The organism is Streptomyces sp. NPDC051173, assembly GCF_040689515.1.
GTDB lineage: Bacteria > Actinomycetota > Actinomycetes > Streptomycetales > Streptomycetaceae > Streptomyces.
Window position 1 is genome coordinate 1 of sequence record NZ_JBFBBD010000031.1, and the last position, 25,957, is coordinate 25,957.

Genomic DNA, 25,957 nt, shown 5'->3' on the forward strand with positions numbered 1-25,957 from the left:
GGCACGCTGTTGAGTTCTCAAGGAACGGACGCTTCCTTTGTACTCACCCTCTCGGGCTTTCCTCCGGGCGCTTCCCTTCGGTATTTCGTGTTTCCAACCTTACCAGATCCGTTTTCCGTGCCCCCCGCTTCCAGAAGAAGCAGTCGGTCCGAATTCCGTTTCCGGCCCCCTGTTGGAGCGGGGTTTGTTTCGCGCCTTCCGGCGTGATCACTACTTTAGCGTATTTCCCCGGCGGCTCCTAATCGGCGCCCGGTCCGGAATTCGGCACGCCGAAATCCATCCCGTTCAGGGGTCATGCAGTAGAGATTGCCGCCGGTGCGGCTTGAGTGGCTGCCTTGGAGCCGTAAGGCCCGTCTGGCAACCCGGAGAACATTACTCATGGCCCCCACCCGTGTCAACCGCCCAGGTGCTGACCGCCCGTACGGCTTCAGTCCAGGTCGCTGAGGCGGCCGCCGGCGTCCGGCTGGGCCGTCTCCACACGGCGCAGCAGGCGGGTCAGCATCTCGCCGAGCCTGCCCCGCTCCTCGCCGGAGAGGTCCTGGAGGAGCTCCTCCTCGAAGACCGAGGCCAGCCGCATCGCCTCGAGCCATTTGGCGCGGCCCGCCTCGGTGATGCCCACGATGACGCGCACCCGGTTGCTCTCGTCGCGCTCACGGGTGACGAGTCCCTCCGCGACCATGCGGTCGATGCGATGGGTCATCGCGGCCGGGGTGAGGCCGAGCCGCTTGGCGAGGTCGCCGGGGCCCATGCGGTAGGGGTCGCCGGCCAGGACGAGCGCCTTCAGTACCTCGAATTCCGCGTTGCTCAGTCCGAGCTCGCCGGTCTGCCGCCCGTACGCGACGTTCATGCGCCGGTTGAGGCGGCTGAGGGCGGAGACGACCTTCTCCACCTGGGGATCGAGGTCCTGGAACTCGCGCTGGTAGGCCGCGATCTGCTCGTCGAGGCTCGGCTCGCGGGTGCCGGGGGTGTCAGCCATGAGCCGCAGTATGACACGACTGATTGGCACTAAAGCCCTTTGATGTGTACTCTTTAGCTTCGAAGTTTACAGTTGAAGTCTTCAGGCTTGGACTGTCCGCCTTCTTCCCTTTCCCTTCTCTCGACCTAGGTAGGTGAGTGTGACCACCGCGATGGGCGCAGCGCTGCGCCGGATCCAGCTGGGCAACGCGTTGAGCGCGTTCGGCAACGGCTTCACGGTTCCGTTCCTGTTCATTTATGTGTCTCAGGTGCGGAACCTCGGCGCGAGTACGGCAGGCATCGTGCTCGCGACCTTCGCCGTGGCCGCGCTGATCGTGCTGCCCTTCACCGGTCGGGTCATCGACCGGCGGGGCCCGCTGCCTGTCGCCATCGCCGGTACGGTCTCCGCCGCCATCGGCTCCATGGGGCTCGGTCTGGCCGACAGCCAGTCGCTCGTCGTCGCCGCGGCCGCCGCGCTCGGTGCGGGTATCGCGGTGATCCAGCCCTCGCTGGCCACGATGATCGTGTGGTGCTCGACGCCGGCCACGCGCTCGCGCGCCTTCGCGATGCAGTTCTTCATGAACAATCTCGGTCTGGGCGTCGGCGGGCTGCTGGGCGGGCAGCTCGTGGACACGTCGAACCCGTCGAGCTTCGTGCGGCTGTTCGCGATCGAGTCCGTGATGTTCCTGGTGCTGGGCGCCGCCATCGCGACCGTGCGTCTGCCGAAGGTGCCCAAGGTCGAGGACGCCGTGCCGACCGACGCGTCGGCCAAGGGTGGCTGGCGGACCCTGGTCGGGGACCGGGCCATGGTGCAGCTGTGCGTCCTGGGCTTCGTGATGTTCTTCGCCTGCTACGGACAGTTCGAGTCGGGGCTCGCGGCCTTCGCCGTCGAGGTGACCCGGATCTCGCCCGCGACGCTCGGTATCGCTCTCGCGGCGAACACGGCCGCCATCGTCCTGGCGCAGTTCGTGGTGCTGAAGCTGGTCGAGCGGCGGCGCCGGAGCCGGGTGATCGCGCTGGTCGGGCTGATATGGACCGTGGCGTGGATCGCGGCGGGCGTCTCGGGGCTCGTGCCGGGCGCGCACGGTGTGGCGACCGCGCTGTTGATCTCGACGTACGCGCTCTTCGGTATCGGTGAGTCGATGCTGTCGCCGACGATGGCCCCGCTGGTGGCGGACCTGGCGCCGGCGCGGCTGGTCGGTCAGTACAACTCGGCCTTCGCCCTGGTGAAGCAGCTGGCGCTGGCGGTCGGCCCCGCGGTGGGCGGTCTGATGGCCGGTGGCGGGATGTACGTCGCGTACATCGTGATGCTGGTCGTGTGCTCACTCGGCATCAGTGCGCTGGCGCTGCGGATGGGTCGTCGGCTGACCCCGGCGCAGGAGATCCCTCCGCGGATGTCCGCTCCGCGTACCGAGGTCGTGGATGCGGCAGTGGTCGTCGGGGAGACCGATCGGACGCCCGTCTCCGTGTAAGGGCTCCACTGAGCAAACGGCCGCTGCGCATAAATCCGCCGCGCATATATATGGAAGAGCGCCTGTGGCCCGGAAACGTTTCCGGGCCACAGGCGCTCGTGTCATGTGTGGCCCGCGGGGAGGGCGAATTCGCACCAGACGGCCTTGCCGCCGCCCGGCGTGCGCCGTGAGCCCCAGGACGAGGCGATGGTCGCGATGATCGAGATGCCGCGGCCCGCCTCGTCGGCTGGCTCCGCTCGACGGCGCCGCGGCAGGTGGTCGTCCCCGTCGGTGACCTCGATGATCAGCCGTCGGTCGGTGCGGCGCAGGCGCAGCCGCATGGGTGGTGTGCCGTGCTGGAGGGAATTGGCGACGAGCTCGCTGGCGGCCAGGACGCCCAGGTCGCGCAGCTCGGTCGGGAAGCGCCAGCTGACCAGGACGCCGGAGGCGAAGGCACGCGCGCGTGGTGCCGCTTCGACGCCGCCGAGCAGTTCGAGGGCGGCGTTGTGGAAGAGCTCGGCGTCGTGGCCGGTGCGGGCGGGGTGCTGGAGGACGAGCATCGCGACGTCGTCGTCGTGTTCGTCGGTCACCCCGAGGGCGCGCATCAGCCGGTCGCACATGACCTGGGGTGAGCCGGTGGCTCCGGCGAAGGCGCGCTCCAGGGCCTCGACGCCTTCGTAGATGTCCTCGTTGCGCCGCTCGACGAGGCCGTCCGTATAGAGGACGGCGCTGGAGCCGGGGCCGAGGGGCACCGTGCCGGAGGTGTGCACCCAGCCGCCGGTGCCGAGCGGGGGGCCGGTGGGCTCGGCCGCGCGGCGGACCGTGCCGTCGGGGTCGCGCACGAGGATGGGGAGGTGGCCCGCCGAGGCGTAGACGAGGCGGCCCTCGTTGGGGTCGTGGACGGCGTAGACACAGGTGGCGATCTGGGTCGCGTCGATCTCGGTGGCGAGGCCGTCGAGGAGCTGGAGCACCTCGTGCGGGGGCAGGTCGAGGCGGGCGTAGGCCCGGACGGCCGTGCGGAGCTGGCCCATGACGGCGGCCGCGCGCACGCCGCGGCCCATGACGTCGCCGATGACGAGTGCCGTACGGCCGGCGCCGAGGGTGATGACGTCGTACCAGTCGCCGCCGACGGCGGTGTCCTTGCCGCCGGGCTGGTAGGTCGCGGCGACGCGCAGGTCGTCGGGCTGTTCGAGCTCCTGCGGGAGGAGGCTGCGCTGGAGGGTCACGGCGGCTTCGCGCTGGCGGCGCTCGCTCGCGCGCAGCCGCTCGGCCGCCTCGACCTGGTCGGTGACGTCGGCGGCGAAGACGAGCACCCCGGGCTGGGTGGCGTCGTGGGGGCCCACCTCGATCGGGGAGCAGGTGAAGGTGTAGTACCCGTGGCGGGTGTCGGGCTCCGTGGCCGTCGGTGTGTCGGCTGCGGCACCGGGCGTACGCGCTTCGGCCTTGACGCGGCGGGACTTGACCGTACGGGGCCGGCCGCTGCGCAGGACCTGGTCCATCAGGGGGAGCAGGCCGAGCTCGGTCAGCTCGGGGAGGGCCTCGCGGGCGGGCGTGCCTGGCGTGCGGGGGCCGAAGAGGGTGGCGTAGGCGTCGTTGACGTAGGCGAGGCGGTGGTCGGGGCCGTAGACGACGACGGCGAGGGCGGGGACCTGGCCGAGGATGTCGTGGACGGAGAGACCGGCGAGGCTGGGGACGGGGTCGTCGGGGCCGGGCGGGGCGGCCGGCGTGGTCTCGGCGCGGGCGGCGGGCACCGAGCCGGCGGCCGCGGGCACGGGCTGGGGTGCGGCGGCCCGGTCGGCGCGCTCCATGCGTTCGGCGCGGGCGGCGGCCCGGCGCTGCGTTCCTGGGAGTCGGGCGCTCCAGCGGGTGAAGTTCACGGACGGTTACCTCGCGGAGTCGTTCCGGGCCAGCTCGGCGACGTGTCGTGGCTGGGCCGCGCGCCCGGCGCGGGGCCACGGTTGGCGGTACGGGGGCCTGTCCCCGGGGGAATGCTGCAAACGTCCGAATCCTCGCCGTCGTTACTCTTCGCAGATACGAGCCCACCCATGGTCACACGACCAGTGTGGCCGACGGGACTGACATTCGTCAGACGTCGGCCACCTGTCGGGGAGTTCCCGGCTCCGCGAAGGCGCCGGGAAAGGCCTCAACTCGCTTCCGGGTGGCGGCCGGTGTCCGCGGCGAGTTCGAACTCGGCACGCGGGTTCTCCAGCGAGCCGAGCGAGACGATCTCACGTTTGAAGAGACCCGTAAGGGTCCATTCGGCGAGGACGCGCGCCTTCCTGTTGAAGGTCGGGATCCTGCTGAGGTGATAGGCGCGGTGCATGAACCACGCGGGGTAGCCCTTGAGCTTCTGGCCGTATACCTGCGCGACGCCCTTGTGCAGGCCGAGCGAGGCGACGGACCCGACGTACTTGTGGGCGTAGTCCTTCAGCGGCTGGTCGCGCAGTGAGGCGATGACGTTCCCGGCGAGCACCTTGGCCTGGCGGACGGCGTGCTGGGCGTTGGGGGCGCACTCCTTGCCCGGCTCCTCCGCCGTGACGTCGGGGACGGCCGCCGCGTCCCCGGCGGCCCACGCGTGTTCGACGCCCGCCACGGTGAGGGCGGCGGTGCACTTGAGGCGGCCGCGTCCGTCGAGCGGGAGGTCCGTGGCGGCGAGGATGGGGTGCGGCTTGACGCCCGCGGTCCAGACGAGCGTCCGGGTGGGGAAGCGGGAGCCGTCGCTGAGGACGGCGATCCGGTCCACGCAGGAGTCCAGACGGGTGTCGAGCCGTACGTCGATGTTGCGGCCGCGCAGCTCGCGGAGCGCGTAGCGGCCCATCTCCTCGCCGACCTCGGGGAGGATGCGGCCGGACGCCTCGACGAGGATGAACTTCAGGTCGTCGGGACGCACGTTGTGGTAGTAGCGGGCGGCGTAGCGGGCCATGTCCTCCAGCTCGGCGAGCGCTTCGACGCCCGCGTAGCCGCCGCCGACGAAGACGAAGGTGAGGGCGGCGTCGCGGACGTCGGGGTCGCGGGTGGAGGAGGCGATGTCCATCTGTTCGAGCACGTGGTTGCGCAGGCCGATGGCCTCCTCGACCGTCTTGAAGCCGATGCCGTGCTCGGCCAGGCCCGGGACCGGGAGGGTGCGGGAGATGGAGCCGGGCGCGAGGATCAGCCTGTCGTAGTGCACCTCCAGGGCACCGGTGGCGTCCTGACGGGTGGCCAGGGTGCTGACGGTCGCGGTCCGCTTGGCGTGGTCGATGGAGGTGGCCTCGCCGATGACGACCTGGCACTTGGGCAGGACGCGGCGCAGCGGGACGACGACGTGGCGGGGCGAGATGGAGCCGGCCGCGGCCTCGGGGAGGAAGGGCTGGTAGGTCATGTACGGCTCGGGGTCGATCACGGTCACGTGCGCCTCGTCCCGCTTGAGCTTCCGCTGGAGCCGGAGAGCTGTGTACATCCCGACGTAGCCACCGCCGACGATCAGAATGCGCGCCGGTTCCTTCACCAGGGCCCCTCCTCGCGATGTCGCCCGGCCCGAGGGGTCCGCGGCCGGGGTGCCGGGTCGTCCCGGCCGGGCACAGCTTCTTCCCATGACGCATCGCCGAAGAGCGTTTGTCCACAGGGCCCCATGAAATGTACGACCGGTCGCGGAGCTGATCCCTCCATGGCCGGGGCCTGTGTTCGAGGAACAAAGGAGCAGGTCAGGCCGAGTGTCATGGGGTTGTGGGGTGGTGCGGGAACGGGGCGGGTGGGGCTCGTACTCCAATCGGGGACGGCCTGTGCGGAACTACCCCTTCTTTCTTGACCTGGGCTCAACTATGTTCGTACTTCGTCGGGGTGTCAGAGACGTGCTCCGACAGTCAGGGCGGGGAGTCTCCGGGGGGAGACGTCATAACCGGGGGATCACATATGCACATTCAGGGCTCTCATTGGTCGACCGCTGTCGCGTCCGCTGACGCCAACGGCGGCCGGAGCACTCCACTGCGCGTGGACGCGCAGCGCAACCTCGAACATGTCCTGCGGGCGGCTCGCGAGGTCTTCGGCGAGCTGGGGTACGGGGCGCCGATGGAGGACGTGGCGCGCCGGGCCCGGGTCGGTGTCGGGACGGTGTACCGCCGCTTCCCGAGCAAGGACGTACTGGTACGGCGCATAGCCGAGGAGGAGACGGCCCGGCTGACCGAGCAGGCGCGGACCGCGCTGGGCCAGGAGGACGAGCCGTGGTCGGCCCTCTCCCGGTTCCTGCGCACGTCGGTGGCCTCGGGCGCGGGGCGGCTGCTGCCGCCGCAGGTGCTGCGCGTCGGCGTCGACGTGGACGGCGAGGAGCAGATCGAGGCCCGCGTGCCGCAGCAGCGGCAGCCGGGGGCCACCGGGGGCCAGCTGCACGAGCTGCGGCTGGTCGAGCAGCGGTCCGCGCCGGTCGTCGAGCGTGAGGACTCGGGCGCGGCGGCGCTGCTGGAGGTCGTCGGGCGGCTGGTGGACCGGGCACGGGCCGCGGGTCAGCTGCGCGCCGATGTGACGGTGGCCGATGTGCTGCTGGTGATAGCGACGGCCGCGCCCTCGCTGCCCGACGCGGTGCAGCAGGCGGCCGCTTCCTCGCGGCTCCTGGACATCCTCCTGGAGGGGCTCCGGTCCCGGCCGTCGGAGTGATGGCCGCGTAGTCGGCGCGAGCCCGCGGGCGAGCGTTTTCATGACGGGCGCGCCCAATGCGCATTGGGCGCGTTCGGAAAATCCTTCCCCGTTCGGGTGGCGGCCACTGCTCCAGGTGTTCCAGGGCGCCCCGGATGAGTGGTTGATGCGTCTGTCGCGGTGGTGACGGCCGACACTGTGCCACGCTTCTACGGTGTTCGGGTGCGCTGGCGTGTACAGGAGCCGCCGCTATGGGCGTTGACGGCCGGGATGAACCACGCGGGAGTGAGGAAGCGGGCTCGCCGCTCTCTCGCCGGATGTCCGGTCGCGGCTCCACTGACGGTCCGAGCGTGCCTCAGCAGCGGGAGGGCGGCCAGGGCACCCTTGCCGGCTCCTCGGCGCAGGCGGCCCGGTCCGACGCCCGGTCCGGGCGGGCGCGGCCCTCGCACGCGCGGCGGTCCGGGGCGCGGTCCTCGCGTGCGCGGCCGTCCGGCACACCACCGGCCGACGCGCAGCCCTCCGGCCTACGGGGTTCCGGCGCCTCCGGCTCCGGCGTCTCGGACGCCCCTCCCGACGAGCAGATCGTCGTCGAGGAGCCGGTCGTCGACGTGCCGCCGTCCGACATCGAGCTGGTCGCCCGGATGCGGTCCGGCGAGAGTGTGGCGTACGAGGAGCTGTACCGCCGGCACGCGGCCGCGGTCCGGCGGTACGCCCGTAGCTGCTGCCGGGACGACCACACCGCCGAGGACCTCACCAACGAGGTCTTCGCGAGCACCCTGCAGGCGGTGCGGGGCGGCGCGGGGCCCAACTCGGCGGTGCGGGCGTATCTGCTGACGACGGTTCGGCGGGTCGCGGCGGCATGGGCGAGGACCACGCGCCGGGAGCAGCTGGTCGAGGACTTCGCGGTCTTCGCCGCGTCGGCGGCGCGCGGCTCCCTGGCGTCGGACGACGACACGCTCGATCTGGGCGCGGACGTGCTGGCGATGCGGGAGGCGGAGCAGTCGCTGGCCGTGCAGGCGTTCCGCAGCCTGCCGGAGCGCTGGCAGACGGTGCTGTGGCACACCACGGTCGAGGACGAGTCGCCCAGCGAGGTCGCGCCGCTGCTCGGGCTGACCGCCAACGCCACGGCGGTGCTCGCGCATCGGGCGCGTGAAGGGCTGAAGCAGGCGTTTCTGCAGGCGCACGTGAGTACGTCGCTGACCTCCGGCGGGTCGTGCGCGCGCTACGCGGACCGGCTCGGCGCGTACGCGCGGGGCGGGTTGCGGATGCGGGCCGAGCGGGGGCTGCGCAAGCACCTGGAGGACTGCGCCCGGTGCCGTACGGCTGCGCTGGAGGTCGCCGACGTCAACACCCGGCTGCGGGCGCTGCTGCCGGTGGCGGCCATCGGGTGGTTCGCCGCCGGGTTCTCCGTCAAGGTGGCCGGCGGCCTGGCGGCGGGGGCGGCCGGTGCCGGTACGGCGGCGGGCGCGGGCGTGGCGGCCGCGGCGGGCTCCGGCGGGAGCGGCGGTGCGGGCGGAGGTGCGGGAGGCGCCGCGGCCGGTGAGGGGCTGGGGGCTCCGGCGAAGATCGGGATCGCGGCGGGCGCGGTGGTCGTGGCCGGTGCCGTCACCGCGTACGCCCTGATGGGCAGTTCGCCCGCTCATCACCACGTGGCGCGGGCCAAGGATCCGGTGAGGCCGGTGGCCACCGTTCCGCCGAAGCCGACGCCGAAGCCGGCGCCCGTAAGGACACCGTCGCCCTCCGCTCCGACGTCCGCCCCGCCCGCCCCGCCCGTGGCACCAGCGGCTTCCGTGCGGCACACGCCCCCGCCGCCGACACCCCGGCCGGTGACTCCCCCGCCTCCCGTGCCCGGCCCGACGTCCGCGCCGGAGTCCCCCGCGCCCTCCCCCGACCCCACGCCGTCGCCGGAGCCGCCCGTCACGGTCTTCCCGCTCGACGAGCTGGAGTACGGCGGGGTGGGGGACGGCACGGAGCCGGAGGTGCGGTTGTACGGGAGCAGCTGGCTGTGGCAGCGGTACGGGATGGGGATCGGCGGAGTGGGGTACGGCGACGGGGTGAGCATGAACGCGTCGTCGTCCGTGACCGTCGATCTGAACCGGTCCTGCACGTCGTACGACGCGCTGGTGGGGGCCGACGACCTGACGTTCGGCCTCGGGGCGACGCGGTTCTCCGTCTACGGCGACGACACACGGCTGTGGGAGTCGGATGTGGTGCGGGCGGGCGACGCCGCGGTGCCCGTGCACGTGCCGTTGTCCGGCTACCGCACGGTCCGGCTGGTGGTCTCGCCGGTGAGCGTCATGGACTCGGTGACCGTGGCGGACTGGGCGCGGGCGCGGATCAGTTGCCCGTAGCCGGCCGCGACCGGTGACGAGGGCCAGCGCTCACAGGCTCCCCCTCGGTGTCACGCCCCCCGCGACCGCGCGCTGGCGAGGTGCCGCGGCGCCCGTCCAGCAGGTGCCGCGGCGGGCCAGCAGGCGGCGCAGCCAGACCTCTGTGGAGACGAGTTCGGCAAGGCCGTCGAGCGGCAGGGCCCGGCCGTCCGCCGCCGCGTGCAGGGCGGCCCGTACGACCCGGGCCTCGACGAGGCCGGCGTCCGCCAGGAGGGGCGCGTCGAAGAGGTCCAGCAGCTGGCCCATGGAAGCGCGGAGGCCGGCGCGTACGGCCGCCGCGTGCGAGGCGTGCGAGGTGGCGCCCCAGCCCGGGGGGAGTTCACGGACGCCGGAGCCCGCCAGGACGGCGCGCAGCACGGACGCGCGCGCCCCCGGCTGCACCCGGAGCGCCTCGGGGAGGGCCCGGCAGGCGCGTACGACCTGGTTGTCGAGGAAGGGGGCGTGGAGGCGCTGGCTGCGGACCTCGGCGGCCTGCTCGAAGATGCGGTGGTCGGCCGCGTGGCGGGCGAGGGCCGCGGCGGCGCGCCGTTCGCCGGGGCGCTGGAGGAGACCTCTGGGGCGGACCGCGGCGGCCTGGAGGCGAACCGATACTTCGGCGAGCGCCTCGCCCGTGAGCCACCGCGCGGCGGGGCCGGGTCTGCACCAGGTGAGGGCGGCGAGCGAGGCGTCGACGGCCCCGCCGGGGCCGGGCGGCGGCGCGTCCACCGGGCCGCTCGGAGCCGGGAAGTCGAGCGCCAGGAGCTGCCCCGCCGCCGCCTCCAGGCCCTCCCGGTAGGACGTACGGGCCAGCCGGCGTGCCGCGCGGTAGACGGTGAAGGGGACGAAGAGGGACTGCGAGGCCGGCCCGTCGGCGCGCGCGAGGGCGGAGACGGGCCGCATCAGATGGCGGCGCCGCCGGTCCATCAACAGGTCGGCGAGCCGCGCCGGATGGGCGTCCAGGACCTGGCGCGCGCCGTACCCGACGAGGTGGTCGGCGCTGCCCGCGGACAGCCACCGGCGGTGCCGTCCTGCGGTGACGAGGGAGGGCCCGGGTTCGTCGGTGAGCGGGCCGCCGCCCAGGTCCGCGTACGGGAGGGCCTCCTCGCCCGCGGCGACGACGACGTGCCGCAGCCGGGGGTCGGCGGCGATGGCGCGGGCGCGGTCGAGTTCGGCCTCGTGGGCCCGGCTGCCGCCCGCGGCGAGGTCGTTGAAGGTGACGGCGAGGAGGCGTTCGCCCGCGCCGTTGCCGGAGTGCATGCCCGCCACGCCCGGGAGCCCGGCGGCGAGCAGCGCGAGGGTGGCGGAGGCGCTGCCTCCGGAGAGGTCGGCGCCGATGCCGGGCGCCGGGCCGCCGCGTGCGGCGCGGCGCTGCGCGGGCCCCATGCCGGGCACGGGTCCTGGGTCGAGGTGGCCGTAGCCGCCCTCCGGCGCGTGGCGGGGTGCCGCGAGCCGGGCCCGTACGGCGTCGACCAGGGCGTCCCGTACGCCCTCGACGGCTTCCTCCGCGGCGAGTTGGGGCGCGGCGACGGCGAGCGAGGCGGTCGGTTCGTAGCCCGTGATCTCGCGGGCGCCGTCGCGCAGCACCAGCGCGTGTCCGGGCGGCACGCGCCGTACGCCCATGTAGGGCGTGCCGTCGTTGAGGGCCTCCGGGGAGTCGGGGCAGGCGAGCAGGGCGGCGAGGTGGCCGACGTCGAGCTGGGCCTCGATGAGGTCGGCGAGGGGCAGCGCGGCGGTGGCGTAGGCGGTGCCCCCGGCCCAGGAGGTGTGGAAGACGGGCCGGGCGCCGGCGAGGTCGCCCGCGACGGTGATGCGCCGCCCCACCTGGGCGACGGCCGTATAGCTGCCGGGCCAGGCCGTCAGGTGGCGCAGGGCGCCGCCGCGGGCCGCGATCAGCCCGGTCTTCAGCTCGCTGTCGGTGGCGCCGCAGCGGCCGAACACGGCGAGCCGGGTGACCGCGTCGGCCTGGACGACGCGGATCTCGTCCGGACGCCAGTCGCCGACGGCCCACAGGGGCGCGGGATCGCCCCACAGCAGCTGGGCGCCGACCGGGTGGACGGTGGGGGCGTCGAGGTGGTCCGGGCCGCTGGCGTCGTAGTCCGGGTAGTCCGGCGCGGCGCGCGGACCGGTCCCTGAGGCGGTGCTGCTCCACCCCACCAACCAGCGCATTGCCGCCTCCACAGGCTGTGGACAACCAACGGGTGCCGTCCTCGTGCACATCGGGCCGACGACGACAACGAAGAATGCGGCACACCGGTCACGCCTGCAAACCTCAACTCGCCTTGCGACAGCGCGAGATGTCGGATCGTCATGCCCATTGCAGAGGCCATGCTGTCACGACTGGGGGCGGAGGAACCCGACGTGTACGCGTGTGGCGCGTTGCGGAGAGATGACGGCGTCGCGGTCCGGCACTCCGGGCGGCGAGAACCGGCCAATCTCCGGGGCGCCCGCGGGGAGGGGCGCGTTCGCGGAATGCCTCGACCGGCAAGTGCCGTTCGACTGACCGCACTTCGGGAGACGCCAGGCGGACATGCGCATGTCCGGGAGGCGTTCGACCGCCTCCCGGACCGCTCCGCCGCCCGCGGGGAATGAGGCGGCGGCTCCCCCAGCCCACTGGATCCAGTGCAGCGGGCCAACCCACGCGCCTTCCATGGAAGCCGCCTCCAGGATGGCGTGGACAGAGCGCACGGCGGGCGCACAGCCACACACAACCGGAGCACGTGCCCCTCGATGCACGCGCGCACGGACCTGAATCCCGCCATCCGGGACAGCACCTCTTAACGGTCGGGATGCGGGGAACTACGCTGGGTTTACGAATGCCTCGTGCCTATGCCGGGGCGGGCGTCGCTGTTGTCGAGGGGTGCGCATGTCAAGGGAGCCACGCGGGCCGAACGAGAAGCTCGGCACTGTCCTCGTCCTCGCCGGCATCAGCAACGCCGGTCTCGCCCGTCGGGTCAACGACCTAGGTGCGCAGCGCGGATTGACGCTTCGCTACGACAAGACGTCCGTGGCCCGCTGGGTCTCCAAAGGCATGGTCCCGCAGGGTGCCGCCCCCCATCTGATCGCGGCGGCCATCGCCGGGAAGCTCGGCCGCCCGGTGCCGCTGCACGAGATCGGCCTCGCCGACGCCGACCCGGCGCCCGAGGTGGGGCTCTCCTTTCCGCGCGATGTCGGCCAGGCGGTGCGCTCCGCGACGGAGCTGTACCGGCTGGATTTCGCCGGTCGGCGCGGGGGTGGCGGCATCTGGCAGAGCCTGGCCGGATCCTTCTCCGTCAGCGCTTACGCCACGCCCGCGTCACGATGGCTGATAACCCCCGCCGACGGCTCGGTCGCCCGCGAGGCCCACCAGGCGGCCCGCGAGACCGAGAACGGCGGCTCCGAGGGCGGTCCGGTGCAGCGCGTGGGCCACAGCGACGTGACCAAGCTGCGGGAGGCGGCGGACGACGCCCGGCGATGGGATTCCAAGTACGGCGGGGGCGACTGGCGTTCGTCGATGGTCCCCGAGTGCCTGCGCGTCGACGCGGCACCGCTGCTGCTCGGTTCGTACACCGACGAGGTCGGCCGGTCGCTGTTCGGCGCCACGGCCGAACTGACGCGGCTCGCCGGGTGGATGGCCTTCGACACCGGCCAGCAGGAGGCCGCGCAGCGCTACTACATCCAGGCGCTGCGGCTGGCCCGCGCGGCCGCCGACGTACCGCTGGGCGGCTACGTGCTGGCCTCGATGAGCCTCCAGGCGACCTACCGCGGCTTCGCCGACGAGGGCGTGGACCTCGCGCAGGCCGCGCTGGAGCGCAACCGCGGCCTGGCCACTGCCCGCACGATGAGCTTCTTCCGGCTGGTCGAGGCGCGGGCCCACGCCAAGGCCGGCGACGCCCCCGCCTGCGGCGCCGCGCTCAAGGCCGCCGAGGGGTGGCTGGAGCGGGCACGCACGGGCGACCCCGACCCCTCCTGGCTGGACTTCTACACCCAGGAGCGGTTCGCGGCCGACGCCGCCGAGTGCTACCGCGACCTGCGGATGCCACGCCAGGTGCAGCGCTTCACGGAGCAGGCGCTGTCGCGTCCGACGGAGGAGTTCGTACGGTCGCACGGCCTGCGGCTGGTGGTGTCGGCGGTCGCCGAGCTGGAGTCGGGCAACCTGGACGCGGCATGCGCGGCGGGGACGCGTGCGGTGGAGGTCGCGGGGCGGATCTCCTCGGCGCGTACGACGGAGTACGTACGGGATCTGCTGCACCGCCTGGAGCCGTACGGGGACGAGCCGCGGGTGGTCGAGCTCCGGGAGCGGGCGCGGCCGTTGCTGGTGGCGCATGGGTGAGGGGCGGCAGAAGCGGCGCGGGCCTGCTCGGGTGGCGAGCGGATGAAGCGTCGCGGGTTGCCGAAGTGACGGAGGGGCTTCAGGGGCTTCAGGGAACTCCGGACGGGATTCAGGGGGCTTCAGGCGGGCTTCAGGGGGCTCCGGAGGGGGCTTGCAGACGGGGCTTCAGGCGGGGTGGCGGAAGCGGCACCTCCTCTTCTGTCCCCTCTCTTCCGATCCCTTCCGACTTTCCACCCAACTCGGCACGTTTTCCCCGCCTGTGATCATCCAGCCAGGGTCCCCGGGCTGACCTCGGGTTTCGACCCGTTGTCAGTGGCGCAGGTCATGATGGGGGCGTGGGTGAGGCGCTGAGGGTTGCCGGGGTGCCCGGTCGCGGGTGTCCGGTCGGCGCGGGGAGGTGACGTGGTGAGGGCGTACGACTGCGATGTGCTGGTGGTCGGGGGCGGGATCGTGGGCCTGTCGACGGCGTATGCGATCACGCGCGCCGCACCGGGCACGCGCGTCATGGTGCTGGAGAAGGAGCCGGGGCCCGCGCTCCATCAGACCGGGCGCAACAGCGGCGTGATCCACAGCGGGATCTACTACCGCCCGGGCTCTCTCAAGGCGCGGTTCGCGGTGCGGGGCGCGGCGGAGATGGTGAAGTTCTGCGCGGAGCACGGCCTGCCGTGCGAGGTCACCGGCAAGCTGATCGTCGCCACGGAGCACGCGGAGCTGCCCCGGCTGCACGCCCTGGTCCAGCGCGGCCGGGAGAACGGCATCCCGGTGCGGGAGCTGGGCCCCGCCCAGATCACGGAGTACGAACCGCACGTGCGGGGCCTCGGCGGGATCCACGTCGGCACGACGGGCATCTGCGACTACGGCGCGGTGGCCCGCCGCATGGCCGGCCTCGCGGAAGAGGCCGGGGCCCAGGTGCGGTACGGCGCCCGGGTCGAGGCCATCGGGCGGCGGGGCCCGGCGGTCGCGGTCCGTACGGCGCTCGGCGAGGTGCTGCGCGCCCGCGCCCTGGTCAACTGCGCCGGGCTGCACAGCGACGCCGTCGCCCGGCTGGCGGGCGACGACCCGGGCATGCGGATCATCCCCTTCCGCGGGGAGTACTGGGAGCTGGCCCCGGCCCGCGCGGGCCTGGTGCGCGGCCTCGTCTATCCGGTGCCGGACCCGGCGTTCCCCTTCCTCGGCGTCCACCTCACCCGGGGCATAGACGGCGGCGTCCACGTCGGGCCCAACGCGGTGCCCGCCCTCGCGCGCGAGGGGTACGGCCGCGCGACCGTACGGCCCGGCGAGCTGGCCGCGACCGTCGCGTACCCCGGCTCCTGGCACCTGGCCCGCCGCCACTGGCGGTACGGCGCGGGTGAAGTGCGCCGCTCCCTCTCCAAGCGCGCCTTCACGGAAGCGGTGCGCCGCCTGCTGCCCGAGGTGACCGCGGACGACCTGATACCGGCCCCCGCGGGCGTACGGGCCCAGGCGATCCTGCGGGACGGCACGCTGGTGGACGACTTCCTCTTCGCGGAGTCGCCCGGCATGGTGCACGTCCTGAACGCACCGTCCCCGGCGGCGACGGCGTCCCTGCCAATCGGGAGAGAGGTGGCACGGAGGGTGCTGGCGGGGTTGGGATGACCCGTGGGGCCTGAGGGGTGCGAACCAGCCCGTCCGGCGTTTTGCGAACCAGCCCGTCCGACGTTTGAGGACAACGCGCGAAGCGTGTTGCCGGGGGTCTGGGGGCACGTCGAGCTTCAGGGCGCGCGAATTCAGCCCGTTGGGGGCACCTCCCAGCGGTAGCTGGGGGAGTTTGAGGACGCGACCGAAGGTCGCCCCCGCCGCAGGCGGCGAACCGACCCGCAGCCGGGGGCCTGGGGGCTCGCCCCCAGTTTCGGGAAGGGGCGGGGCTGGGGAAAAAGCCCGCCGCAGGCGCCGACGCAGCCGGAGGCCGGGCCACCCGGTCCCCCTGATCCGTGGCCCGGGACCACCCCAGGGCCACGCCCGTACTATGGAAGAACTGTGCCTGAGAACCTCCACCCCACCCCAGCCCCCACCGGGATCCCCGCCCCCGCCGCGGAGCGGACGGAGCGCGAGCCGAAGTTCCCGGCCGGACCCGCCGCGGACCCGGCCGGCTCGCACCACGAGCGCCGGATCCGTTCCTTCCAGCCGCGCCGCAGCCGCGTCACGACCGGCCAGGGCGAGGCCCTGCGCCGCCTGTGGCCGAAGTGGGGCCTGGACATCGACGGTCTGAGCCGGCTCGACCTGGGCGAGCTGTTCGGAAACCCGGAGCTGCCCGTCGTCCTGGAGATCGGCTTCGGCATGGGCGAGGCCACGGCGCAGATGGCGGCCGCCGACCCCGGCACCGGCATCCTGGCCTGCGATGTGCACACCCCCGGCCAGGGCAATCTGCTCGCTCTCGCCGAGCGGAACGGCCTGGCCAACGTCCGCGTCGCCAACGGCGACGCGATCATCCTGCTCCGCGAGATGCTCACCCCCGACTCCCTCGCGGGCCTGCGCGTCTATTTCCCGGACCCGTGGCCCAAGAAGCGCCACCACAAGCGCCGGCTGATCCAGCCGGAGTTCCTGGCACTGGCGGCCACCCGGCTCGCGCCCGGCGCCGTGTTGCACTGCGCGACGGACTGGGAGCCGTACGCCGAGCAGATGCTCGAGGTGCTCTCCGCCGCCCCGGACTTCGAGAACACCCAGCCCGACGGCGGCTACGCGCCCCGTCCGGACTTCCGCCCGCTGACGCGGTTCGAGGGCCAGGGGCTGGACAAGGGGCACGTGGTGCACGACCTGATGTTCCGGCGGCGCGCGGTCTGATCTTCCCGGCGGGACCCGGTGGCGAGCTCTCTGATCTCCCAGCGGGTGCCCCGCCGGTGACGCGGTCGCCGGGCTCGCGGTGACGCGTCTCATGGCCGCCGGGCCGAAGCCGTGGTCGGAACCGCCGGTTACCCGCACCGGCCCTTCGTTAGGGTCATCGGGTGCATGAGTCCCCGTCCCACCAGCAGCCGATCACCGGGCCCGCGCCCGCCCACGGCCAGCAGCCGAGCTTCACCGCGATGCCGTCGCCGGAGGGCTGGCGCTACAGGCCGCGGCACGCCCTGTGGGACAACAAGGCGGTGCGCGCGGGCGCGCTGATCCTGCTGCTGGCCCTCAGCGGTCTCGTCATCCTCGCGCTCGTCCGCGAACAGACCGGCACCGAGGGCTTCCTGGTGGGCCTGGGCCTGGCGGTGCTGCCCGTACCGCTGCTCGTCGCGGCGTTCCGGTGGATGGACCGGGTCGAGCCGAAGCCCTGGCGGAACCTCGTCTTCGCCTTCGCCTGGGGCGCCTGCGCGGCCACCCTCGTGGCCATCATGGCCAACGGTTACGCCACGAAGTGGCTGCTGACCACCGTCGACGTCGCGCAGCGGGCCGACGCCGACAAGTGGGGCGCCACCTTCGTCGCCCCCGTGGTCGAGGAGAGCGCCAAGGCGGCCGCCGTACTGCTGTTGTTCCTCTTCCGCCGCCGCGACTTCAACGGCATCGTCGACGGCGTGGTCTTCGCCGGCATCACGGCCACCGGCTTCGCCTTCACCGAGAACATCCTCTACCTCGGCAACGCCTTCGCCTCCGACCAGAGCTTCGGCTACTCGGGGCTGCAGTCGACGACGGCCGCGACGTTCTTCATCCGCGTGCTGATGTCGCCGTTCGCGCACCCGCTCTTCACCTCGATGACCGGCCTCGGCTTCGGCATAGCGGCGACCTTCGGCCCGCGGCGCCGCGTGGCCCGCGTCCTCGTACCGTTCGCCGCCCTGCTGACCGCGATGGTCCTGCACGCCTGCTGGAACGGTTCGGCGTCGCTGTCCCCCCTCGGCTTCCTCGCCGTCTACAGCCTCTTCATGGTGCCGGTGTTCGGCGTGCTGACCTGGCTGACGATCTGGTCCCGCCAGAACGAGCTCCGTACGATCCGCGCCCACCTCCCCGCCTACCAGGCCGCCGGCTGGCTCACCCCGCCCGAGCCGCCGGCCCTCTCCAACATGCGCGCCCGAGGCATAGCCCGCGACCTGGCCCGCCGCACCGCCGGCCCCACGGCGGCCCGCACGGTCGCCGAATACATCTCCTTCGCCACATCCCTGGCCTTCCTCCGCCAACGCGCCTACAACGGCGCGGCGGACTCCGACTTCCCGGCCCGCGAGGCGGAACTCCTCCACCACTTGTGGCAGCGCAGGCAGGTGGCGCAACCGGCGCTGGCGCAGGCGTCGATGACGGTGCCGCGGGCGTTTGTGGCCGTACAGGGGGGGTCGGGGCAGGGGTGGGGGCCTAGGGGCACCAACTAGCGGAGGAGATCAGTTGCTCCCATAGCACCGCGCCTCGTCTGTCCAGGATGACCAAGAGCGGCAGGCCATCCACGTTCTCCATCGTGGACGAAGGGGTGCGAAGGCCGGTGTGTACGAACCCCAAGCCCGGTGTGCAGCCGCGGTTCCGCTCCTGGCTCGGCATGATTGATTGCGCTACAAGATCAACCGGCGTGTCGCGCCAACAAAGATTTCGGGATGCTCGACAAGATGGCGGGCTCTTGGGATCCGCGGTGAGCGAAGTGGAGATCCTCGCGGGCGCGAGTGCACAGTACGAAGAAGCGAAGACGCGCGTCCACACTGGTCGGGTCCTCTGTATACGCGTCCAGGTCCGGCACGAAAACGCTGTCGAACTCCAGGCCTTTCATGCTCGCCGCGCTCACGATGCGGATGGGGCGCGTCGAGAAGTCGATGGCGTTTCGGTATTGATCGTCGTGCACATAGGCCTGGGTGTGCTTGGCAAGCCCGAGATGCGTGAGTCTGCTCTGGATGTCCCGCAGCAAATAGGTCGATCTGCAGATGATTCCGATACTTCGCTCCGGATGCGCGTTGAAGTACTGGGAAACACCAGTGAGGAGATACTCCAGTGAGGGAACTTTCAGGACGGTGGGCGTACGCCCGACGCGTGTCGGCAAGGCAATCTCATCCCCGGCCTCCTCGCGGAACTCGGACGCCAGCATCGCGATCTCCCGACTGTTCCGACGGTTCTCGCGCAGCATAACCGGATCGGCCTGTGTGGCGAGGGCCCGGCATATCTCGGACACTGTGCTCTGATCGTCGCCGATCCGCTGGTTCTCGTCTGCGCACACAGTGACGTCGACGCCAAGGGTTCGACACAACCGGTAGAAGGCGACAGGCAGGTTCTGCCCCTCGTCGATCACCAGATGCGCAGTCGACCTGACCCCCTGCAGGATGCAGTCCCGCTGCATCTCGATCCAGTCGTAGAGCCAACCATCCTCGTCGGTCTGTGGCGGATCGGCCCGGAAGCGCCGGCGCCAGAAATCCCTGATCCACCGATGGTAAGTGGTGACGTTGAGGGCTTCCGTGAGGTCCGGTGCCATTTGAGCGAGGTACTGATGTAGCAAGTTGGAGCGTGTGAAGAGGGCGACTTCGCGACCGACGGTCGCCAGTGCCCAGGCCCGGTAGACGGCCATCACGGTCTTTCCGGCGCCAGGTTCACCGGAGATGACGTGACATCCATGGAACGGAAGATCGATGACGGCCCGCTGCTCGATCTCAAGGTCCAGGAGGGAAGGGATCTTCATGGCAGATCGATGACTCCGGCTGATTCCTCGAGCGCGGCCTGGACGACCCCCCGAAAAAATCCCGGGACCTCGCCGTCACCGATCAACAGTGTTCTGTCCAGAAGGGAGTTGTCGATCTCACAGCATGTCTCGGGAAGGAGCGTGCACGCATGACAGGCAGCACGGTTGAGGTTGGCCAGGGACCTACCGGTCGAGTCCGCGCACAGAGGGTCCTGCGAGCACCACTGCGCCGATTCGAGCAGCCGGATCAAGGTCTCGACGAGGTTCGGCGGTTGCCCTTGACGGACGAGGCCGCCCAGAGTCCCCTCTGCATCCCCAGCAGCCGTGTAGATGAACACGCCGGCTTGAGGCGGAAGTTCGCTGCCCGGGGCGTGGCTTCGGGCGTAGACGCGCTCCCGTAGCGAGGCTGCGTTGTACCCACTGTCATACGACAGTTGGCGGATGAAGTGATGGGCCAAAGTGTGCAGCATCACGAATCGTGGGAGAAGCTCCGGACCCGACTTTCCTCTCAGACGGTCGACCTTGAAAGAGGCATCCAGGTTGCGCTCGATCCGTCGCGTCCAGTCACGCACCGACGAGAGCCTCTCCCAGGCGCTCACGCGTTCCTCATCGACGGCGATGAAGATTCCTTCACCGTAGGTCTCCACGGCAGGCAGCCATTGGGCCCGGGTCTGTGTGTTGACCGAGACGACGCGTCCGCCCTCGTCTCCTTCGCCGTCGTCGGAGCTGGGTTCATACCGTGAGAACCCTTGGAGCGCACGCACCTCACGCACCCGGTCAGCGACGACGACGGCGGAGACGCCTACAGCCAGCTCCTGCATGGATTCAGGATCGCCGTGGCCGATCCCGAGGTGGGTGCGGCGCACGGAGAATGTCTTCGAGTTGACGACGGATTCCGGGGCGGAAAAGGCTGCCCATTCGGCGATACTGAGGTCATCATCCGAACCGGCCAGCGACGGAGTCGACGAAGCCTCGTCGACATGACGCCGTCGCAAAGTTTCCACGAATTCTTCCAAAACCTCGCATTCGCCGGCGATGAATTGCCTGAAGGCATCAGATATAGGGCTGCTGCCCGAAGTGCTGAAGTCCGGCCACAGACGGTGATTGACGACTCTCTGCGCCAATTCATCTTCCTCTGACAGGCCCGCGGGTGCGGGGATGTCGAGCGCCGAGTGCGTGATCGGGAAGTACACATTGGAAGCACCGCGCTGTACCGCCTGCGGCGTTTCCCCGCAAGGATCCGCCTCATCGGCCTCGGGTTGCCAAGGGTGGGTTCCCGAGCATTGCAGGCCCGTTTGTTTGAGGATGTTCTTCTGGCTGATGCCTGCCAGAGTGCGACCGGCATGGCAGACGGAACAGTAGATGAGCAGAGCTTCCAGCCCAGACGATTCAGGAGTGGCAACGAATTTAAGACGGCGAACCTGGCATTGGCGCTGAGCATGCCCTTCGCTCTTGGAGTGAGCCCATCTACGCCAGTCGATGTCGGCCATATGGCCTGCCCTGCACACCTGGATGAAACGCATCGGGGCTAGCTGCGGTTTTCCCGTGCAACGCCCGCAAGTCGGTTGCTTGTCCCGTACCTCGAGATCTGCGCGCCAGAGCTGCATATCCCTGCACTGCGGGCAGAACAACCACTTGGGGAACCGTACGTACGAGGGCCCGGTGCGGGTAGCGTAGGCGGCCTTCCCGGAGGGGATGACAGGGGCCGAGCGGAAGCCATCAACCCCCAACTTCTTTGCAAGCCGTGGCGATTCCACTTGTTCGGCATTCTTTGCCCAACTCCGGATATCGGCGGCTACGAACGATTCACCTCGGATGTCGATGATCCCGCCGACGCCGAAGGGAACAATGGTCTGCGTCCTGCGGACTTTGCGACGAATGTCTTTCATCGCCTTCATGCTCCTCTCACGGCGATGAGGCACTCGCGGTCGACGTTGCGCATCGACTGCGCCGTCTCCCACAGGCCGCCTTGCTTGCCGAAGTCGGTTAGGAGCGATGTGTGCCCTCGCCCCTGGGGCTGGTAATAGAGACGGCGGCCCTCACCACGAGCGATCTCGGCCTCCTGCTTCCAGGTTTCGATCAAAGAGTCCAGCTGTTCGGCTGCGGCACTGGCCTCGTCAGGATCGGCTCGCAGCACGTGGTCCACCACGAGGTCACGGATCCGTACGACTTCATCCGGGTGACCGAGGATGTCCCCGGCCTTGTTCTCCGCGGACAAGCCGATTCCGTGCCGCACGAGGATGGTGAGCACCGCGTGCAGGGCTCGGTTACGAGAGGGCATGGACCACGGTGTGACGCTGGTCGGTTCGACGTGTCGGTAGAGCGAGCGGTGGTAGACACCGAACGACTCGTAGTGGGACCGGTCACGTGGTTTGGTCGAGCGGAAGAGCGTGACGATCAGCCCCGGTACATGGCGCCGGCCCACGCGGCTGGTGGCCTGGATGTATTCCGATGTCGTCTTGGGCTGCCCGTTCATGAGCATGAGGCCGAGACGCGGAACGTCGACGCCCACGGAGAGCATGTTGGTCGTAGCGAGGAACGAGACGCTGTCGCGTTCCTCGAAGCTCTTGCCCAGACGCTCGAGGAGTCGTGGTTGAGCAGCGCGCGGAATGTTACTGGTGAGCTCGACCACCGAGTCATCATTCAGCTTGCGCCGCCGATTGTCGTCCTTCGTCAGATGCTCGAGACGTGCGGGGATGTCGTCCCTCGCGATCGTGACGGTTCGTCCAAGTTCCCGCAGGCTGTTGTGATAGGCGACCGCGGTCCAGTACGCGTCGCGGAGGAAGTCGTCGTCACAGATCTCGTTCGGGGCCTGCAACGCGGCGGCCCCTACATGAACGGTCGACGTCGAGGCGGTGTGCCCCTGTGCCATGACACCCACGTACAGACGTCCGGGCTTGTCCTTGTCGGGCGAGGCGAAGTAGGAGTGACCCGCTTTGATCCCCGCCGGGGGGAAGAGCTGCGCGGGACGACCGTAGAGGCTGCGGATCTGATCCTCCGAGCGTCGGATCGTTGCTGTCGACGCGATGACCTTCGGCACGGTACCGCCTCGGGCACAGAGCTCGAGGATGGCCGACTCGTACAGACCGACCGTCGTTCCCAGTGGGCCGGCCAGCAAGTGCAGCTCGTCTTGGATTACCAGCGAGGGGGCACGCCTGCCGTCCCTGCCGAAGAGGTTTCCGGCCTCCGGTTCCCACGCCAGTCGCGCGAACTTGTCCACGGTGCCGAGTACGAACGTCGGAGGCTCTTTGTAGATCTGTTCGTCCACGACGGACACCGGAAGCTGCTCGTGGAAGACGCAGGTGTCGCGCGGACAGAAGAACGAGGTGGTGACTCCGTCCGCTCGAATGCCGAAATCCCGGTCCCGTCCCTGTCGTTCCGGGACGATCTCGGTACCGCACCAGGGGCAGCGTTCCAGTAGAAAGCGATCATCCGGAGCGTTCATCTGCTTCAGGGTCCCGAGCTCGTCCTGCGCAGCGGAGATCCTGTTCGGCGTCGTCTCCTTGCCCACCCAGAGTCCGATGGAGATGGGCTCCTGCCCGAGGTCGTGGGGCAACGGCCCGTCGTATCCCTGCCTGATGTATTCCAGGGCACAGATGGCCGTCGCCGTGCGCTGGAACTGCTGTGTGGTGAGCAGACTCAGCGTGTATCGGCTCAGAACGGCCGTGCCGCCTCCGGCCGCGCCGAACCGCAGCCGGCGCCAAAGGATCTCGAAGCAGGCGGTGAGGAGGTATGCCTCCGTCTTACCGCCGCCTGTGGGGAACCAGATGAGGTCGACCGTCTTGCGGTCCTCGTGCTCGGGATTCATCAGGCCTTCGACCACGATCAGGAAGTAGGCGAGTTGGAACGGGTGCCAGGCATAGTCGCCACCGGGTTCGGTCAGTTCGAGTACATCGCTGTTCCTGCGACGACGGCTGCCTGCCAGTTCCGGGCGGCTGTGGAGCATCTGGAGCGCCATGGCTCGATTGGCCAGGCGAAAGGCCTCGCGTGCCTTGGCTCCTGAGGGGGTCGATGCGGTGAGTGCCTCCACCCCTGAGGTCATGCGGTCGAGTGCAGTCCCGATGCGCTGGAGGATACGTGCGGCGGGTGCAGCGGCCCATTGCTGCAGGTCCTTTGCCTCCGACCACTGGGTGTCGAACCACCGGCGATACCCCAGAACGAATCCGTGCAGTTCGGCCCGGAGCTCTTCCACTGCGAGACCAACGTCGGACAGGTGTGCGAGGTTGAGCACCGGTAGGTCCGTGGGGCCGTCGGGTTTGATGTGCTCCACCACCTGCTGAGGCATGACCTGTGCTCGCACGGCGGTGACCGGGCCGGAATCGGTGTCCCACTCGACCGCACATCCGTGTCCCACGGCCCTGGTCACGATATGCCGGTACTGGACACGGAGTTCCTGTTCCTCCTCGTCGCGACTGTTGAGACGGGTGCTCGGATACTCGAGGATCGTCCCGCCGAGTGTCGTCGCCTCCAGTTCGACCTGGAAGAGCATCAGATCGCGGTCCTTGTGCGTGCTCTCCTCTTCGTCGTGCGCGTTGGCCAGCACGCATGTGACGAGATGTCCGGTGCCGAAGGACCGCCACCGGACATGGAGACGGCCGTGTCCGTCCAGAACACGGATCGGGGTCGTCTGTTCCACAGTCACGGTCTTCTTCGTGGAGAGTCGCGGTTGCCTTCGCCAACTGCGCCGCCCACCCTCGCGATACGTGACGTAGCGGGAAGCCTCACACGTCACCTCGATGTGGCGGGCGTTGGTGAAGAAGGAGAAGCCGAGAGATGACGGCAACCAAGCGTTCGCCTCGGCCACCGGATCGTCGGCGAAGCTGTCCTCCTCTCCGTTTCCGGCCTGGGTCTCGTTGAAATCTTGCTCGCCGTCGTCCTGCGAGTGCTCCAGCAATGAGGCACCACGCGGATACAACGTGCCCATCAGGTAGCGCCGGTCCGGGGGGTCGACGAGAGCCTCGTCGTCAGCGACGGCCGGGCCCACCAACTGGTCGCGGAGGTACTTCACGAAGTCGGCTCGGTGATCGGTGAGCCTTGATGCGGAGTCGTTCACCTGAGATGTCCCTCTCGCGTCAGCGCCGCCAGTCCCAAGTCTTTCAATATCTGGCGGGTGCCGGGGCGGCAGGCCACCCAGAGCTGGGCCCGGGCCCTGGTCCAGGCGACGTAGAGCGCGTCGAGGCGACCCTCGAGGTGTTCGGGTTCCATGTCGATCAGACAGACGACGTGGTTCTCGTGGCCCTTGAAGTCGGTGACGGACGACCAGGTGAGACGGTGATTCGTGCGGTCGGTCCCCACCACATCGGCGAATCGCTCAATCTTTGAGGCTCGCTGGGACAGACGGGCCGAGCTCGATTCCCAGTCCCCGGAGACGGACAGCAGTGTGATGTCTCGCAGCGAGACACCTTCCTGCACGAGTTCGTTCACGTAGGCATCGAGAGTCGAGGCCTCCTCGGAAGCTTCGTGCACGTCGGCGAAGCGGACCGGTTCACCCTCCCCGGCGGAGGCGACGCCCAGATCGGCGCCCGTGTAAAGGTGGACCTGTTTGACGATTTGCACAGTGTTGCGGCAATTGCGCTTCATGGGTCCGTACACCGAGCCCAGAGGGCGCAGATACTCCCAGGCGTCGGGATCGTAGGCCTCTGGGGCCAGTATCTGGTTGTTCTGGTCGAGCATGAAGATCCAGCGGCCCTCGGCGAGGCCTCCCGAGACCAGTTTTTCCAAGATGTCGAGACTCTCGAAGGTCATCAGATCCTGGGCCTCGTCCACGATCAGTTGGTCGAAGGTGCGGTGCCGAACCTCGTCCAGCCGATCGAACGGCAGGACGGTGATCGCGTCGTTGGTGAGAATCCGGTCCATGTGGGCAGCCAGCGTGGTGCTCGCACAGGTGAACAGAACGCTGCCGGCGACAGACTTGCGGCGAGCCGCCTCGGCGGCGAGGAACGTCTTACCCGTGCCTGCCCCACCGGTCCAGATGAGACGTGGGTTGGACTCCAGCTCGTCGAGCCTGTCGAGCTGCTCGTTGGTGAGCCGTTCGAAAGCGACATCGAGATGCGTCAGCCGGGATTGCAGATTGGGTACGCGATCGAAATCGGGGCGGATGGCCTCGAGCATCCTCCTGCGCAGGGAGGCGGAGACAGGGGTGCGGGCCCACCTGTTCTGCGCCAGCCAGAAGCGAGTGGCTCGTTCGATTCCCTGGGCCAGACCACGTCCACCGGCGTACGCGATCGCGCCGAGATACTGTTGCGGCTCGAACTCGGTCGTGCGTGGGACGTCGACGTCCGTGGTGATCACGAGGTATCCGCTGGGGACGCCTTGGTTCCTCAAGTCGCCGACCAGGGCACCGATCTCCCGGTCGAACTCGTGCATGCCCCCGTTGGCCTGCGCGAAGGGGCTCTCCTTCGGGCCCTCCTCGCGACCGGGCGGACCGTAGTACCACTTCCCGTCGCGTTGGTGGACCCGACCGCCCTTGACCTCGATGAAGAGCAGAATGTCCGGCATGATGACAACGAAGTCGATCTCGCCGACACGCTTCTTGTGGTGCCGGGGGAGGTGAACCGTGTGCAGAGCGACACTCTGGTCGTCAGGAATGGCCTTGAGCGCCGCGAACACACTGCGCTCGGCCCGGCTCCTGGTGCTGCTCGAGATCTCGCTCGGAATGATGCGCATCAACTCTCCCCATGGTCACGCC

General features: G+C 70.1%; 15 protein-coding genes. 7 read left to right on the forward strand and 8 right to left on the reverse strand.

Annotated features, from left to right (window positions below; genetic code table 11):
- Positions 1–427 precede the first annotated feature (427 nt).
- On the reverse strand, positions 428–976 hold the full coding sequence (locus AB0435_RS18080) for a MarR family transcriptional regulator (protein WP_366008597.1): 549 nt from the start codon (positions 974–976) through the stop codon (positions 428–430).
- 139 nt (positions 977–1,115) lie between these two features.
- Between AB0435_RS18080 and AB0435_RS18085 the strand changes: the two genes are divergently transcribed.
- A complete protein-coding gene (locus AB0435_RS18085) occupies positions 1,116–2,426 on the forward strand; it encodes an MFS transporter (protein ID WP_366427420.1) in 1,311 nt (436 codons plus the stop codon).
- Positions 2,427–2,527: 101 nt separating this feature from the next.
- On the opposite strand, the gene AB0435_RS18090 is transcribed toward AB0435_RS18085, so the two are convergent.
- Positions 2,528–4,282, reverse strand: a complete 1,755-nt coding sequence (locus tag AB0435_RS18090) for a SpoIIE family protein phosphatase (RefSeq protein WP_366427406.1) — start codon at positions 4,280–4,282, stop codon at positions 2,528–2,530.
- 266 nt (positions 4,283–4,548) lie between these two features.
- On the reverse strand, positions 4,549–5,892 hold the full coding sequence (locus AB0435_RS18095) for an NAD(P)/FAD-dependent oxidoreductase (RefSeq protein ID WP_366008137.1): 1,344 nt from the start codon (positions 5,890–5,892) through the stop codon (positions 4,549–4,551).
- Between the two features lie 404 nt (positions 5,893–6,296).
- Here AB0435_RS18095 and AB0435_RS18100 point away from each other — a divergent pair, with 404 nt between their 5' ends.
- Both AB0435_RS18100 and AB0435_RS18105 read left to right on the forward strand, forming a co-directional pair.
- Positions 6,297–7,034: a helix-turn-helix domain-containing protein gene (locus tag AB0435_RS18100; RefSeq protein ID WP_366427407.1), complete on the forward strand. Its 738-nt coding sequence runs from the start codon at positions 6,297–6,299 to the stop codon at positions 7,032–7,034.
- 329 nt (positions 7,035–7,363) lie between these two features.
- On the forward strand, positions 7,364–9,364 hold the full coding sequence (locus tag AB0435_RS18105) for a sigma-70 family RNA polymerase sigma factor (protein WP_366427408.1): 2,001 nt from the start codon (positions 7,364–7,366) through the stop codon (positions 9,362–9,364).
- Positions 9,365–9,394: 30 nt separating this feature from the next.
- On the opposite strand, the gene AB0435_RS18110 is transcribed toward AB0435_RS18105, so the two are convergent.
- Positions 9,395–11,548, reverse strand: coding sequence for an asparagine synthase-related protein (locus AB0435_RS18110; protein ID WP_366008135.1), 2,154 nt, complete (start codon positions 11,546–11,548; stop codon positions 9,395–9,397).
- Positions 11,549–12,245: 697 nt separating this feature from the next.
- Here AB0435_RS18110 and AB0435_RS18115 point away from each other — a divergent pair.
- From AB0435_RS18115 to AB0435_RS18130, 4 genes are all read left to right on the forward strand, one after another.
- Positions 12,246–13,691, forward strand: coding sequence for an MFS transporter (locus AB0435_RS18115; protein WP_366008134.1), 1,446 nt, complete (start codon positions 12,246–12,248; stop codon positions 13,689–13,691).
- A gap of 405 nt (positions 13,692–14,096) precedes the next feature.
- Positions 14,097–15,305 carry an L-2-hydroxyglutarate oxidase gene (lhgO, locus tag AB0435_RS18120; protein ID WP_366008133.1) on the forward strand — a complete coding sequence of 403 codons (1,209 nt, stop codon included), beginning with the start codon at positions 14,097–14,099 and terminating at the stop codon, positions 15,303–15,305.
- A 420-nt stretch (positions 15,306–15,725) separates the two neighbouring features.
- Positions 15,726–16,490, forward strand: coding sequence for a tRNA (guanosine(46)-N7)-methyltransferase TrmB (trmB, locus tag AB0435_RS18125; protein WP_366427421.1), 765 nt, complete (start codon positions 15,726–15,728; stop codon positions 16,488–16,490).
- A 161-nt stretch (positions 16,491–16,651) separates the two neighbouring features.
- Positions 16,652–17,986 (forward strand): PrsW family intramembrane metalloprotease, encoded by a 1,335-nt coding sequence (locus AB0435_RS18130; RefSeq protein WP_366427409.1) that lies wholly within the window; start codon positions 16,652–16,654, stop codon positions 17,984–17,986.
- A gap of 182 nt (positions 17,987–18,168) precedes the next feature.
- Here AB0435_RS18130 and AB0435_RS18135 read toward each other — a convergent pair whose 3' ends face one another.
- Genes AB0435_RS18135 through AB0435_RS18150 form a run of 4 tightly spaced genes read right to left on the reverse strand, consistent with a single transcriptional unit; the run spans position 18,169 to position 25,935 of the window.
- On the reverse strand, positions 18,169–19,269 hold the full coding sequence (locus tag AB0435_RS18135) for a DNA helicase (RefSeq protein WP_366427410.1): 1,101 nt from the start codon (positions 19,267–19,269) through the stop codon (positions 18,169–18,171).
- Positions 19,266–21,167, reverse strand: coding sequence for a DUF1998 domain-containing protein (locus AB0435_RS18140; RefSeq protein ID WP_366008013.1), 1,902 nt, complete (start codon positions 21,165–21,167; stop codon positions 19,266–19,268). The genes AB0435_RS18135 and AB0435_RS18140 overlap by 4 nt, the downstream gene beginning before the upstream one ends.
- A complete protein-coding gene (locus tag AB0435_RS18145) occupies positions 21,164–24,322 on the reverse strand; it encodes a helicase-related protein (protein ID WP_366008012.1) in 3,159 nt (1,052 codons plus the stop codon). The genes AB0435_RS18140 and AB0435_RS18145 overlap by 4 nt, the downstream gene beginning before the upstream one ends.
- Positions 24,319–25,935 carry an NERD domain-containing protein gene (locus AB0435_RS18150; RefSeq protein ID WP_366008011.1) on the reverse strand — a complete coding sequence of 539 codons (1,617 nt, stop codon included), beginning with the start codon at positions 25,933–25,935 and terminating at the stop codon, positions 24,319–24,321. Before AB0435_RS18150 ends, AB0435_RS18145 begins: the two co-directional genes overlap by 4 nt.
- Between the last annotated feature and the right edge of the window lie 22 nt (positions 25,936–25,957).